The organism is Streptomyces rhizoryzae (assembly GCF_023155275.1).
In the GTDB taxonomy this organism is placed as follows: domain Bacteria; phylum Actinomycetota; class Actinomycetes; order Streptomycetales; family Streptomycetaceae; genus Streptomyces; species Streptomyces rhizoryzae.
The window spans coordinates 69,572-83,226 of sequence record NZ_JALMUV010000005.1; the positions used below are offsets into that span (position 1 = coordinate 69,572).

A 13,655-nucleotide genomic window follows, 5' to 3' on the forward strand; every position below is an offset into this window, starting at 1 on the left:
CGGGGTCCGGCACCTCATCCACGCCTCCTGACCGCCTGGCGGCGGCCGATCGCCCGGGCGTCGAGCCCGGAGAGCCCGCGCACCGCGACGAACGCCTTCTCCCGGCCGGGCAGCGAGACCCGGCCGCGCAGCACCGCCTCCGGGTCGGCGGCGATCCGTGTCAGCAGCCGGTGGTAGATACCGGCCATCGCGGCGACGCAGGCACCGCTGCGCCGGTCGAGCATCGGCAGCAGCCGGAAGCCCTCGGCGAACAGCGCGCGGGCCCGCCGGGCCTCGAACTGCACCAGCCCGGCGAAGTCGGCGCCGGGCGGCGGCACCGGTCCGTCGAACCCCGCCGAGCAGCCGAACTTGGCCAGATCCTCGGCCGGCAGGTACGTCCGTCCGTTGCCCGCGTCCTCGCGAACGTCCCTGAGGATATTGGTCAGTTGGAGCGCGAGCCCGAGCGTATCGGCGTACTCGGGGGCGCGCTCCACATCGAGCGCGCCGGGTACGGTGCCGAACACGCCGAGTGACAACCGGCCGATGGCGCCGGCCACGCAGCGGCAGTAGACCTTCAGCTCGTCCCAGGTCGCGTAGGTCTCACCGCGGACGTCCGCCAGCACCCCGTCGATCAGCTCGTCCAGCGCGTCGAGCGGGATGGGGAAGCGCCGGGCGGCGTCGGCCAGCGCGACCGCCACCGGGTCGGTGTCGTCCTCGGCGATCCGGCCGTCCTTGATGCGGGCGAGCAGGGCGCGGGTGCCTGCCAGGCGGTCCTGCTTGGCGGCCGGCGCCAGGTCGCCGTCGCCGATGTCGTCCACCCGGCGGGAGAAGGCGTAGAGCGCCGACATGGCCTGCCGCCGGTCGGCCGGCAGCAGCCGGATCCCGTACGCGAAGTTGCGCGCCTGCTGGCCGGTGACCGCTTCGCAGTAGCGGTACGCAGCGAGCACCGGCGCGGACATCTGTGCGGTTGCCTCCACGGTCGACTCACCCCTCTCGTCGCAGTGTCGCCCCGACCTCGCGCAGCAGGCTGAGCCTGGTCGGCTTCGGCGGGCCGGCGAGGACGTCGTGATCGGCGGCCGCGACCGCCTGGAGCGCGGCGCGCCCCCCGGCCACGAAGCCGGCCAGCAGCAGCCGGAGCCTGCCCTGCACGCTGCCCACCAGGGGCGCGCCCTCGTCCAGCAGCCGGCCGGCGCGCTCCGCCTCGAACGCGATGAGGGCGCGCACCGGCGCCCCCGCGCTGGGCGCGGCCAGGTCGTCCTCGGTGACGCCGAAGCGCTTGAGGTCCTCGGCGGGGAGGTAGACCCGGTCCCGGCCGAGGTCCTCGGCGACGTCCTGGATGTGCTCGACGAGCTGGAGGGCGGTGCAGATGGCGTCGGAGAGCCGGACGCGCTCGGGGCTGGAGGTGCCGGTGACGCCGAGGACGAGCCGCCCGACGGGGTTGGCCGACAGCTCGCAGTAGGCGGCGAGGTCACCGTAGGTGGCGTAGCGGCTGATGCGCTGGTCCTGGCGGTTGGCCTCGATCAGGCCGAGGAAGGGCTCGGGGGTGAGCGCGCAGCGGCGGACGGTGGGGCCCAGGCGGCGCATCAGCGGGTGCTTGGGGCCGGGGGCGCGGTCGCTGAAGACCCGGTGCAGGTCCGCTTCGAGGGCGTCCAGCAGCGCGGGCCGGTCGTCGTAGCGCTCGCGGTCCAGGCCGAGCAGGACGGCGTCGCCGCCACCGGGGGCGAGGTCGCCGTCACCGATGTCGTCGACGAGCCGGGCGAAGCCGTAGAGGGCCATCAGATCGGCGCGCCAGGCGCGGGGCAGGAAGAACGGCGCGACCGGGAAATTCTCGTGCGCGGCCTGATCGAGCACGGTGCGCGTGTGGTCCCTCCTGCCACTCACCGCCACCCTCCGGAGGAAGGCGCGATGCGCCTGCTCGTCTCCTCGGCTCACCGGGGGCTACCCGGCGCGTTGTGGAGCCGGAGCGAACCAGTAGCCATTGCCGTCACGTCTCCCGTTCTACACCGCCAAGCTAAAACATCCCATTTCGGACACGCCGCTGCCCGCGACGCGCTCCGATCGAGCTCCCGTCGCTCGCTCGGGGGAATTGCCCGACTTGCACTACTTGTGCTGTTCAGTACCCGTACAGCTTACGCCGCGTATCCAGCCGGCGTCCGGGCGGGTACCGCCGCCCCGGGCAACGATCCGGTCACCATATGGCCGGAATCAACTCCTCCGGCGGCTCCGGGAGTTGACCCTCCCGGCACACCCGAAGGCCCCCGCGAAGCGGACTCGCGAGGGCCTTCTGCGGCGGATGGGCTATTTGCCCGTCTCCTTCTCGTACGCCTTGATGACCTCGTCCGTCGGGCCGTCCATCAGCAGCTCGCCCCGCTCCAGCCACAGCACCCGGTCGCAGGTGTCCCGGATCGACTTGTTGTTGTGGCTGACCAGGAAGACCGTACCCGCTTCCTTGCGCAGCTCGCGGATGCGGGCCTCCGAGCGCTTCTGGAACGCGCGGTCGCCGGTGGCCAGCGCCTCGTCGATCAGGAGCACGTCGTGGTCCTTGGCGGCCGCGATGGAGAACCGCAGCCGGGCCGCCATACCGGACGAATAGGTGCGCATCGGCAGCGAGATGAAGTCGCCCTTCTCGTTGATGCCGGAGAAGTCGACGATCTCGTCGTAGCGGGAGCGGACCTGCTCGCGGGACATGCCCATCGCCAGACCGCCCAGGAGGACGTTCTTCTCGCCGGTGAGGTCGTTCATCAGGGCCGCGTTCACGCCCAGCAGCGAGGGCTGGCCGTGGGTGTAGACCTTGCCGCGCTCGGCGGGCAGCAGGCCCGCCACCGCCTTCAGCAGGGTCGACTTGCCGGAGCCGTTGGAGCCGATCAGGCCGATCGACTCACCCCGGTACGCGGTGAAGGAGACCCCCTTGACCGCGTGCACCTCGCGCACGCCCACCGAGGGGCGGCGCCGGATGATCCGGCTCAGCGCTGCGGTCGCGCTGCCCTTGCCCGTACCCGTCCCGTAGACCCGGTAGACGATGTGCAGCTCGTCCGCGATCACGGTCGGGATCCGCTCCTGCGCCGCCGCCGTCGGCTGGACGCCGTCCATCTGCTCAGCCACGTCCGTACCGCTCCTCAGCCTTCCAGAAGTACACAAAGCCCGCGGCGCCCGCCAGCAGCGCCCAGCCGAGCGCGTACGCCCAGACGTGCGGCGGGAGCTGGTTCGCCTTGAAGCTGTCGATCAGCGCGAACCGGATCAGATCGATGTAGACCGCGGCGGGGTTGGAGTAGAGCATCACCTCGACCCAGTGCGGGACGTGCTTGCCCTTCAGGATCACGCTGATGCTGAACATCACGCCGGACGCGTACATCCACGTCCGCATGATGAAGGGCATCAGCTGCGCCAGGTCGGGGGTCTTGCTGCCGAGCCGGGCCATGATCATCGCCAGGCCGGTGTTGAACACGAACTGGAGCAGCAGCGCCGGCAGCACCAGCAGCCACGACCACGTCGGCACCTGCCCGAACGCCAGCAGGATGACCACCAGCACGCCCATGGAGAACAGCAGTTGCTGGAGCTGCATCAGGCAGAACGAGATCGGCAGGCAGGCGCGCGGGAAGTGCAGCGCCCGCACCAGGCCGAGGTTGCCGGAGATCGCCCGCGTGCCGGCCATCACCGAGCTCTGCGTGAAGGTGAAGATGAAGACACCCGTCACCAGGAACGGGACGTAGTCCGGGACGCCCTTCCGGGTGCCGATCAGCAGACCGAAGATGAGGTAGTAGACGAGGGCGTTCAGCAGTGGCGTCGCCACCTGCCAGACCTGACCCAGCTTCGCCTGGCTGAACTGCGCGGTCAGCTTGGCGCTGGCGAAGGCCGAGATGAAATGCCGGCGGGCCCACAGCTGCCGGACGTACTCCGGGAGGGTGGGGCGGGCCCCGCTCTGCGCCAGTCCGTACTTCTGGGCCCGCTGGGCCGGCGTGAGCCCTTCGTCGGCGGATGGCGGGGCACTCATGGCGACCGCACTGTCGTGCGTAGTCTCGCTCACAGTTGACACTTTCGTCCTCATGGTGCGCTGCCGGGGCACGCACCGGTTCGCGCCTGATGCTCTCAGATACGAGCTTGTCAGATGATGGGAGGGCGGCCCAGACGGGTCAGTCGCCACACGGTAGCCCACTTCATGGGGCGCCTGGGGCCGCACGGAGTGGCCCAGCCCTCGCGGAATCCGCCCAGCCAGGCCCGCAGTCCCGGCAGCGACGGCCGGCGGGCGAGGGTGAGCAGGAACCAGACACCGAGATAGGCCGGAACCAGCGGGGCGGGGAGGTTGCGGCGGGCCAGCCAGACGCGGTTGCGGGCCACCATCCGGTGGTAGACCGCGTGCCGGGCCGGGGCCGTGGTGGGGTGGTGCAGGACCATGTCCGCCCGGTAGTCGACCTGCCAGCCGGCGTCCAGCGCCCGCCAGGCCAGGTCGGTCTCCTCATGGGCGTAGAAGAAGTCGCCGGGCAGCCCGCCGACCCGGGCGAACACCGCGGTGCGGACCGCGTTGGCGCCGCCGAGGAAGGTGGTCACCCGCGAGGAGCGCAGCGGGTCCGAGGCGCGCAGCCGCGGGACGTGCCGGCGCTGGGTCAGCCCGGTGTCGGGGTCGGCGATCCGGAAGCTGATGATGCCCAGCTCCGGGTCGGCGGCGAACGCCTCCCGGCACAGCCGCGCGGTGTCGTTCCCGGCCAGCAGCCCGTCGTCGTCGAGGAAGAGCAGGGCGTCGACGTCCGATCCGGCCGGGCCGAACGCCTCGATGCCGGCGTTGCGGCCGGCCGGGATGCCGACGTTCTCCGGCAGCTCGACGGTCCGTACGGCCAGTCCCGGCACGGACAGCTCCGGCAGCGGGGCGCCGTTGCCGACCACCACCACCTCGACCGGGTCGCCCTCCTGCCGCGCGACCGACTCCAGCAGGGCACGCAGCTCGTCGGGGCGGTTGCCCATGGTGAGGACCACCGCCCCGAGCCGCATCCCGGACGCCGCGGTCATCTGAGCCTGCTGGAGGCGAGGACGGACACCAGGTGCAGCAGCGTCTGGAGGAGCGCGATACCGGCCAGCACCGCGACACCCAGCCGGGAGAAGAACAGGTCGCCGCGGACCGCGTCGACGATCGCCAGGACCAGGATCAGCAGCGACGCCTCGATCCCGAGGATCAGCCGGTGGAACTTGAGCGCCGCGGCGGCCCGGCGGGCCAGCGCCATACCGGACGAGCGCGGCTCGGACGCCGCCTCCTTGACCGGCGGCAGACCGCCCTGGTGGCGGGCGACGCCGACGAGGTCGGTCTCCGCCTTGATCAGCACCGCGCCGAGCGCGGCCAGAGTGCCCAGGAAGGCCCAGAGCCAGTCGATCCGGCCCGGTCCCCACAGGTCGGCGGCGCGCAGGCCGAAGCCGACCAGCACCGCGGCGTCGCAGAGGTACGCGCCGACCCGGTCCAGGTAGACGCCACCCAGCGAGAACTGCTTCTTCCAGCGGGCGACCTCGCCGTCGACGCAGTCCAGCAGCAGGTAGAGCTGGACCATCAGCACGCCGAGCGCGGCGCCCCAGATGCCGGGCACCAGCAGCGCCGGGGCCGCGAGCACGCCGAAGACGGTCATCAGGTAGGTCAGCTGGTTGGGCGTGACCCGGGTGTTGACCAGGTACCGGTCGCAGCGCAGCGAGATTTCCCGCATGTAGAGGCGGCCGGCCCAGTGCTCACCGCTGCGCCGGTCCTTCACGCCCTCGGGGTGAACGACCGGGCGGAGCTCAGCTACTGATGGTTTCGGCATAGTCGGCGTATGCGTCCCTGATCTCGTCGGTGGACAGGTCCAGGTGCTCCAGGATCGTGTAGCGGCCCGGACGGGTCTTCGGGGCGAACTCGACGGCCTGCACGAACTCCTCGTCCGTGAAGCCGATGTCGCCCGGGGTGACCGGCAGCCCGTGGCGGCGCAGCACCTGGACCATCAGCGCGGCGGTCTGCCGGTCGCCGCGCAGGTGGGTGGCGAACGCGGCACCGAGGCCGCACTGCTCGCCGTGGCTCGCCGCCCGCTTGGGGAAGAGCAGGTCGAAGGCGTGGTTGATCTCGTGGCAGGCGCCGGAGGCGGGGCGGCTGTCGCCGGCCACCGACATCGAGATGCCGGTCAGCACCAGGCCCTCGGCCAGCACCTGGAGGAAGTTGTCGTCGCCGACGCCCCCGGGGTGGCGCAGGACGGCCTCGCCGGCCTGCCGGGCCATCGCCGCGGCCAGTCCGTCGATCGCCTCGCCGGTCTCCCGGTGCGACAGCTCCCAGTCCGCGACCGCGGAGATGTTGGAGATCGCATCGCCGATCCCGGACCGCACGAAGCGGGCCGGGGCCTCCCGGATGATGTCGAGGTCGATCACCACGGCGATCGGGTTGGGCACGCCGTACGAGCCGCGGCCCGCGTCGTTGTCGAGGGTGGCGACCGGGGAGCACAGCCCGTCGTGCGACAGGTTGGTGGCGACCGCCACCAGGGGCAGCCCGATGCGCGCGGCGGCGAACTTCGCACAGTCGATGATCTTGCCGCCGCCCAGGCCCACGACCGCGTCGTAGTGCCCCTTCTTCATGGCGTCGGCGAGCTTGATCGCGTCGTCCAGGGTGCCGCCGCCGACCTCGTACCACTCGGCGCCGGGGAGCGCGGGGGCCAGCCGCTCGCGCAGCCGGGCCCCCGAGCCGCCGCTGATCGCGATGGCGAGTTTGCCGGACGCCGAGATGCGCTGGTCGGCCAGCAGACCCGCCAGGTCGTCCAGGGCGCCGGCGCTGATGTCGACGACGACCGGGGACGGGATGAGGCGGGTCAGTACCGGCATGCGATGTCACGGCCCTTCGCGAGGTCGTCGTGGTTGTCGATCTCGACCCACCGGACGTCGCCGATCGGCGCCACGTCGACCTTGAAGCCGCGGTTGACCAGCTCCTGGTAGCCGTCCTCGTAGTAGAGGTCGGGGTCCCGCTCGAAGGTGGTCTTCAGGGCGTCGGCCAGCTCGGCGGCGGCCGCGCCCTCGATGAGGGTGACACCGATGTACTCGCCGGTCGCCTCGGCCGGGTCCATCAGCTTGGTGATCTTCTGGACGCCCTTGGCGGGGTCCGCGACGACCTTCATCTCCTCGTCGGCGAGCTGCTTGACGGTGTCCAGCGCGAGGATGATCTGCTGGCCGTTGCCGCGGGCGGCCAGCAGCGTCTGCTCGACGGAGACCGGGTGCACGGTGTCGCCGTTGGCGAGGATCACCGCGTCGTGGGCCGCGAGCACGTCACGGGCGCACCACAGGGAGTAGGCGTTGTTCCACTCCTCGGCCTTGTCGTTGTCGACGAGGGTCAGCGTGAGGCCGTACTTCTTCTCCAGGGCCTCCTTGCGCGCGTACACGGCCTCCTTGCGGTAGCCGACGACGATGGCGACCTCGGTCAGGCCGATCTCGGCGAAGTTGCCGAGCGTCAGGTCCAGGATGGTCGCCGCCTCCCCGTCCCCTTCCGGGCCCACCGGCACCAGGGCCTTCGGCAGGGTGTCGGTGTAGGGGCGCAGACGCCGTCCGGCGCCGGCGGCCAGCACGAGGCCGATCATGCGGGTTCTCCTTCATCGTGTACGGCGGGTGCTTGGGAGGACACCCAGAAGCGGATGCTCTCGGCGAGCACCAGCAGCGCCAGGACCACGGCGAGAGCCGTGAGCGCGAGTGTGAAACCTGTGGCGGGCAGCAGGGCGGCGAGGACGGTGATCACGAGGATCCGCCCTTCGTAGCCGCCGGTCGCCCGGACCAGCCACCGCGGTGGGGCCCCGGTGCCTCCGCGGATGCGGTAGACCGTGTCGTAGTGATGGTAGGCGACCGCCGCGACCAGCCCGAACGCCGCGGGCAGCGCTCCGTGGTCGCCGGACCGGGCGGCCAGCACCAGCACGGTGAGGTATTCGCCGGCCCGCAGGAAGGGCGGTACGAGCCAGTCCAGGGCGCCCTTGAGCGGGCGGGACAGGGCCGCGGCGGCCAGCAGCGCGGAGCAGGCGGCGACGCCCACGGTGAGCCAGGAGGCGGGCCGCGGCTGCGAGATCACCCACACCAGCAGCACCGCGGACGAGAGAAACGCCATAACGGGCGCGAGCAGGGAACCGGTGCGGGTCCGGCCCCGGCCGCCGCGGGTGAGCAGCTCGACCAGCGGGCCGTGGTCGGCGAGGTCGGCGAGCGCCCGGGCGGCGCGGTCGGTGCGCCGGGCGCGGCGGGCCCGGGAGCGCAGCACCCGGCCCGCGGTGGTGTAGCAGGCGGCCAGCGCGCAGCCGATGAGCAGGGCGGAGAAGACGATGCGCGGGGTGGTCAGCGCGGTCAGCACCGCGATCATGGCCCAGCGCTCGCCGATCGGCAGCACGATCATCCGGCGCGCCCAGACCGTCCAGCCGACCGCGTCGAGCCGGTCGGACAGGGCCACCGCGGGGCCGGCGTTCCCGGCGCCGCCCTCGAACTCGCTGCCCTCGTTGAACGAGAAGTCGACGATGTGGCGGCAGGTCTGGAGGATCATCGCGCCGAGCGCCAGCGCCCAGACGTCGTCCCCGCCGCGGGCCGCGCCGAGGGCGAGCCCGGCGTAGTAGGCGTACTCCTTGGCCCGGTCGAAGGTGGCGTCCAGCCAGGCGCCCAGCGTCGAGTACTGGAGCGAGTAGCGGGCCAGCTGCCCGTCGGTGCAGTCCAGGACGAAGGAGAGCAGGAGCAGCACACCGGCGGCGACGAAGCCGCCGCGGCTTCCGGTGGCCGCGCAGCCCGCCGCGATCAGCGCGGTGAGCAGGGAGGCGGTGGTGACCTGGTTGGGGGTCAGGCCGCGGCGCGCGCACCAGCGGGCGAGGTAGCGCGAGTACGGGCTGATGAAGAAGGTGGTGAAGAACCCGTCGCGGGACTTCACCGCGGTGCGCAGCCGGACCGCTTCGTCGTCGACGGCCGCGACCGCCGCCCTGGCCTCCTCCCGCTGGGCGGGGGTGAGCGCCAGGGTGGCGACGAGGCTGCCCAGCTCGACCCGGTGCAGCCCCGCGTCGGCCCGGTCCAGGGCGTCGGTGAGGGTGTCGGTGAGCAGGTCCGTCAGGTGCGCGGTGCCGGCGCCGACCGGGATGCGGGCGGCGGCACGGTCCAGCGCGGCGCGGGCGGCGGGCTGCACGGTGAGCGCGCCGGGCACCGCGGCGGCCGGGAAGCGGGGGTCGGTCAGGGCGAGCCGCAGGGCGTGCAGGTGGCCGACGAAGCGGGGGTCCACCAGGGCGACCCGCTCCTGGGCCGGCACCTGGGCCAGCAGCGCGGCCGTACCGGACGGGTCACCGGCCGTACGGACGTCAAAACCCAGTGTGCGCAGGTCGGCTTCGAGCGACGACCCGGCGACCGGCGGACCGGTGAGGATGGCGGTCGACAGACGAACTCACTCCTTGGATGCTGACGAGCAGCGCCGGTCGGTCCGTTTCACCACATTCGGCACGAACTACCCGGGCGGCGGGTGCGGCACACCTCGCCCGGGAGGGCCGGGTGGCACGTCGGCAGAGGCTATCGGATCGCGGGATGCGGCCGTTCACCACGTATTCACCACTCGATCGGGTGAGCGCCGGGTGCGCCTGCCGCGATCATCATGGTGGATCGGGCGGTGCCGGAACAACTGGCGGGCGGGTCGGCGCGGGGCGGGGCGCCGGTTATGCGGGGGCTGGTCACGGGTTGCCGCGGTGCGGCTGTGGCGCGGGCCATGCCGGTGGCGGACCGGGGGCGCGCGGCTCCCGGTGCACGCCGGGACACGCGGCGCCGCGCGGCGCCCGGTGGCGCTCTGCCACTGATGGGGAGCCCGGTGGGGCAGACTTGACGTCGACGACCGACGACAAGGATGGGCATGCCGATCACACCTGCCAACGGACAGACCGCCGGGACCTCGGCGGCGGGCACGCCGGACGGCGCCGCCGAGCCGATCATGCTGGAGCTGGTCGACGAGGACGGCACGACGATCGGCACCGCGGAGAAGCTCTCCGCCCACCAGCCCCCCGGCCGGCTGCACCGGGCCTTCTCGGTCTTCCTCTTCGACGAGAAGGGCCGGCTGCTGCTCCAGCAGCGGGCGCTGTCGAAGTACCACTCCCCCGGTGTGTGGTCCAACACCTGCTGCGGCCACCCGTACCCGGGCGAGACGCCGTTCGCGGCGGCGGCCCGGCGGACCGCGGAGGAGCTGGGCGTCGCCCCGGCGCTGCTGGCCGAGGCGGGGACGGTGCGCTACAACCACCCGGATCCGGCCTCCGGCCTGGTGGAGCAGGAGTACAACCACCTGTTCGTCGGGCTGGTGCGGGCCGAGCCCGCGCCGGACGCCGAGGAGATCGCCGAGATCGCGTTCGTCACGCCGGAGGAGCTGGCCGAGCGGCACGGCCGGGCGCCGTTCTCCGCGTGGTTCATGACGGTGCTGGACGCGGCGCGGCCGGCGGTGCGGGAGCTCACCGGGCAGGCGGCGGGCTGGTAGCGAGCGGGGCCAGCGGCAGCTCGGCCCAGATGGCCTTGCCGCCGCCCGCGGTGTGCTCCACCCCGCACTTCCCGCCCGCCTCCGCGGTGAGCACCTTCACCAGCCACAGGCCGCGTCCGCCGACGTCCCCTTCGTCCGCCTCCAGGGCCTTGGGGCGGTAGGGGTGGTCGTCCTCGACGGCGATCCGCAGCCAGCCGGCGCCGAGACCGAGCTGGACGGCGATGTGCGGGGAGAGCAGCGCGGCGTGCCGGACGGCGTTGGTGACCAGCTCCGAGACGATCAGCAGCAGGGTGTCCAGGGTGCCGGCGGTGACCGGGGCGCGCTGCTCGGCGAGCAGGTCCCGGACCGCGTGGCGCGCCTGCGGCACCGACGCCTCCAGTGCCGGGGCGGTGAACCGCCAGACACCTTCGTGCGCGAGCGGGGAGGTCAGCTCGTCGGGGGATTCTGCGGGGGGTCCGGAAGGCATCCTCACACCACGAGTGTTGAGAATCCGCCGGTCCGTCCCGGGCTCCTGAACGCAAGTCAGCGCCTATCGACGCCTTTTGCCCGTTTCTGTCGGTATTGATCAGTCGCGCGGCGCATTCTGTCGGCCTTCTTTCGCCTTTCGACGGTGGCGGCCGGGGGTAGGCGCCGGCGCACCACCGCTACCGCCCCGCGCGGGGTATGGATCAAGCCACTCAGCGGCGCTCGACCATGCCGACCACCTGCCGCCCGCCGATCCCCATGGCGAGCAGGCCGAGCCCGTCGAAGAGCAGCGCCAGCGAGAAGAAGCAGCCGATCACGTACAGGCTGCTGTGCGGCCAGTTGGCCAGCACCGCGATGCCCAGCAGGAGGCCGATCACCCCCTGGAGCAGCGTCCAGCCGAACTGCGGTCCGCGCACCACCACCGCGCCCACCAGGCGGAACAGCCCGCCGGCCAGGAACAGCAGGGCGGCGAACATGGTCAGCGCGGCGGCCGACGCCTCGGGCCGGCGGAGCACCACCACACCGGCCGCGATGTTCAGCGCCGCGACGACCACCGCGAGCCAGAAGAAGTTCGAGCCCCGGGACTGGACGGCGTGCGCCAGCCCCACCACGCCGCCGATCAAAAGCAGCCAGCCGAAGAGCAGCATCGTGGTGAGCGTGGCCGCGGCCACGTAGATCAGGCCGACGATCCCGGCCAGGACGAGGACGGCGCCGAGCACCGCCAGCAGACCGAAGCTGCGCCCCAGCCGGGCCGCCGTGGGGCCGCGCCCGGAAGACCTGGATCCGCGGACCATCGCCGCCTCCTCGATCGTGACCGTTTTTCCCGGTATACCCCGGATCGCGGGAGCGGGCAGGGCGGAGGCGGGCACCCGCGGTGCGCAGACGGCAGCAGGCCCGGTGCGGATGCACCGGGCCTGCTGTTCCTTCGAATAGCGGGGACAGGATTTGAACCTGCGACCTCTGGGTTATGAGCCCAGCGAGCTACCGAGCTGCTCCACCCCGCGTCGGCTCGGATTACCTTACGGGGTCGGTGCCCCGGAGACAAATCGAAAACCGGGCGCGGTCCGGGGCGGGCCGGCGGTCAGACCGCGCGGTCGGTGATCCGGCCGGCGGCCACCTCGATCCGGCGGGTGGTGTGCACCGCCGACAGCATCCGGCGGTCGTGGGTGACCAGCAGCAGGGTGCCCGGGTACGAGGCGAGCGCGGACTCCAGCTGTTCGATGGCGGGCAGGTCGAGGTGGTTGGTCGGCTCGTCGAGGACGAGGAGGTTGACCCCGCGGCCCTGGAGGAGGGCCAGCGCGGCGCGGGTGCGCTCCCCCGGCGAGAGGGTGCGCGCCGGGCGCAGCACATGGGCCGCCTTGAGGCCGAACTTGGCGAGCAGGGTGCGGACGTCGGCGGGCGCCAGGTCCGGGACCGCGGCCCGGAAGGCGTCCATCAGCGAGGTGCCGCCGTCGCCCGCGAAGAGCAGGCCGCGGGCCTGGTCGATCTCGCCGACCACCACGCCCGGGCCGAGGGCGGCGGCGCCGGAGTCCAGCGGCAGCCGGCCCAGGAGGGCGGCGAGCAGCGTGGACTTCCCGGAACCGTTGGGTCCGGTGATGGCGACCCGGTCCGCCCAGTCGATCTGGAGGTCGACCGGGCCGAAGCGGAAGTCGCCGCGGCGGACCTCGGCCCGCCGGAGGGTGGCCACCACCGCGCCGGCCCGGGGCGCCGCGGCGATCTCCATCCGCAGCTCCCACTCCTTGCGGGGCTCCTCGACGACCTCCAGCCGCTCGATCATCCGCTGGGTCTGCTTGGCCTTGGCGGCCTGCTTCTCGGTGGCCTCGACGCGGCCCTTGCGGGCGATCTTGTCGTTGTCGGGGGCCTTGCGGCGGGCGTTGCGGACGCCCTTCTCCATCCAGTTGCGCTGGGTGTGCGCCCGGGTCTCCAGGGCGGCCTTGGTGTCGGCGTACTCCTCGTAACGTTCGCGGGCGTGCCGGCGGGCCCGCTCGCGCTCCTCCAGATACGCGGTGTAGCCGCCGCCGTAGGTGTTGACCTGCTGCTGGGCGAGGTCGAGTTCGAGGACGCGGGTGACCGTGCGGGCCAGGAACTCGCGGTCGTGGCTGACCAGGACGGTGCCGGCGCGCAGGCCGGTGACGAAGGTCTCCAGCCGCTCCAGGCCGTCCAGGTCGAGGTCGTTGGTGGGCTCGTCGAGGAGGAAGACGTCGTAGCGGGAGAGCAGCAGGGAGGCGAGCGAGGCGCGGGCGGCCTGGCCACCGGAGAGGGTGGTCATCGGCTGGTCGAGGCTGACCGCGAGGCCCAGCTGGGCGGCGGTCTCCTCGGCGCGTTCGTCGAGGTCGGCGGCGCCCAGGGCGAGCCAGCGCTCCAGGGCGGTGGCGTAGGCGTCGTCGGCGCCGGGGCGGCCTTCGGCCAGCGCCTCGGTGGTGGTGTCCAGGGCGCGCTGGGCGGCGGCCACGCCGGTGCGGCGGGCCAGGAAGGCGCGCACGGACTCGCCGCTGCGGCGGTCGGGCTCCTGCGGGAGGTGGCCGACGGTGGCGGTGGGCGGGCTGAGCGCGAGGCCGCCCTGCTCCGGAGGCGTCAGGCCCGCCAGGATGCGCAGCAGGGTGGACTTGCCGGCGCCGTTGGCACCGACGAGGCCGATCACGTCGCCGGGGGCGACGACCAGATCGAGACCGGAGAACAGGACGCGCTCGCCGTGGCCGGCGGCGAGGTCTTTGGCGACGAGTGTGGCTGACATCAGGCCGCCGATCGTATCCGGCCCGGCGCGGCG

Annotated in this window: 13 protein-coding genes and 1 tRNA gene; 1 reads left to right on the forward strand and 13 read right to left on the reverse strand. The window is 72.7% G+C overall.

Annotated elements, in window-relative coordinates:
• Window positions 1-14 precede the first annotated feature (14 nt).
• From hpnD to MUU72_RS06365, 9 genes are all read right to left on the reverse strand, one after another.
• On the reverse strand, window positions 15-938 hold the full coding sequence (gene hpnD / locus MUU72_RS06325; protein ID WP_248012281.1) for a presqualene diphosphate synthase HpnD: 924 nt from the start codon (window positions 936-938) through the stop codon (window positions 15-17).
• A gap of 25 nt (window positions 939-963) precedes the next feature.
• Window positions 964-1,830, reverse strand: a complete 867-nt coding sequence (gene hpnC, locus MUU72_RS06330) for a squalene synthase HpnC (protein ID WP_248012282.1) — start codon at window positions 1,828-1,830, stop codon at window positions 964-966.
• A 447-nt stretch (window positions 1,831-2,277) separates the two neighbouring features.
• Complete coding sequence (locus MUU72_RS06335) at window positions 2,278-3,069, reverse strand: ABC transporter ATP-binding protein (RefSeq protein ID WP_248012283.1); 792 nt, start codon at window positions 3,067-3,069, stop codon at window positions 2,278-2,280.
• A gap of 4 nt (window positions 3,070-3,073) precedes the next feature.
• Window positions 3,074-4,003 carry an ABC transporter permease gene (locus MUU72_RS06340; RefSeq protein WP_248012126.1) on the reverse strand — a complete coding sequence of 310 codons (930 nt, stop codon included), beginning with the start codon at window positions 4,001-4,003 and terminating at the stop codon, window positions 3,074-3,076.
• Window positions 4,004-4,080: 77 nt separating this feature from the next.
• Entirely contained in the window at window positions 4,081-4,980 is a 900-nt protein-coding gene (locus MUU72_RS06345) for a glycosyltransferase family 2 protein (protein WP_248012127.1), read from the reverse strand.
• Window positions 4,977-5,756, reverse strand: a complete 780-nt coding sequence (locus MUU72_RS06350; RefSeq protein ID WP_248012128.1) for a CDP-alcohol phosphatidyltransferase family protein — start codon at window positions 5,754-5,756, stop codon at window positions 4,977-4,979. Before MUU72_RS06350 ends, MUU72_RS06345 begins: the two co-directional genes overlap by 4 nt.
• Window positions 5,734-6,795, reverse strand: a complete 1,062-nt coding sequence (locus MUU72_RS06355) for an iron-containing alcohol dehydrogenase family protein (RefSeq protein ID WP_248012129.1) — start codon at window positions 6,793-6,795, stop codon at window positions 5,734-5,736. Before MUU72_RS06355 ends, MUU72_RS06350 begins: the two co-directional genes overlap by 23 nt.
• On the reverse strand, window positions 6,783-7,541 hold the full coding sequence (locus tag MUU72_RS06360; protein ID WP_248012130.1) for a phosphocholine cytidylyltransferase family protein: 759 nt from the start codon (window positions 7,539-7,541) through the stop codon (window positions 6,783-6,785). Before MUU72_RS06360 ends, MUU72_RS06355 begins: the two co-directional genes overlap by 13 nt.
• Complete coding sequence (locus MUU72_RS06365) at window positions 7,538-9,349, reverse strand: DUF5941 domain-containing protein (RefSeq protein ID WP_248012284.1); 1,812 nt, start codon at window positions 9,347-9,349, stop codon at window positions 7,538-7,540. The genes MUU72_RS06360 and MUU72_RS06365 overlap by 4 nt, the downstream gene beginning before the upstream one ends.
• Before the next feature lie 462 nt (window positions 9,350-9,811).
• Between MUU72_RS06365 and idi the strand changes: the two genes are divergently transcribed.
• Complete coding sequence (gene idi, locus MUU72_RS06370) at window positions 9,812-10,423, forward strand: isopentenyl-diphosphate Delta-isomerase (RefSeq protein WP_248012131.1); 612 nt, start codon at window positions 9,812-9,814, stop codon at window positions 10,421-10,423.
• Here idi and MUU72_RS06375 read toward each other — a convergent pair.
• The 4 genes from MUU72_RS06375 to MUU72_RS06390 form a co-directional block, all read right to left on the reverse strand.
• Complete coding sequence (locus MUU72_RS06375) at window positions 10,398-10,889, reverse strand: ATP-binding protein (protein ID WP_248012132.1); 492 nt, start codon at window positions 10,887-10,889, stop codon at window positions 10,398-10,400. The two genes, idi and MUU72_RS06375, sit on opposite strands and share 26 nt — an antisense overlap.
• 211 nt (window positions 10,890-11,100) lie before the next feature.
• A complete protein-coding gene (locus tag MUU72_RS06380) occupies window positions 11,101-11,682 on the reverse strand; it encodes an HdeD family acid-resistance protein (RefSeq protein ID WP_248012133.1) in 582 nt (193 codons plus the stop codon).
• Between the two features lie 136 nt (window positions 11,683-11,818).
• A tRNA-Met gene (locus MUU72_RS06385) sits at window positions 11,819-11,892 on the reverse strand.
• 77 nt (window positions 11,893-11,969) lie between these two features.
• A complete protein-coding gene (locus tag MUU72_RS06390; RefSeq protein WP_248012134.1) occupies window positions 11,970-13,622 on the reverse strand; it encodes an ABC-F family ATP-binding cassette domain-containing protein in 1,653 nt (550 codons plus the stop codon).
• Window positions 13,623-13,655: the final 33 nt, after the last annotated feature.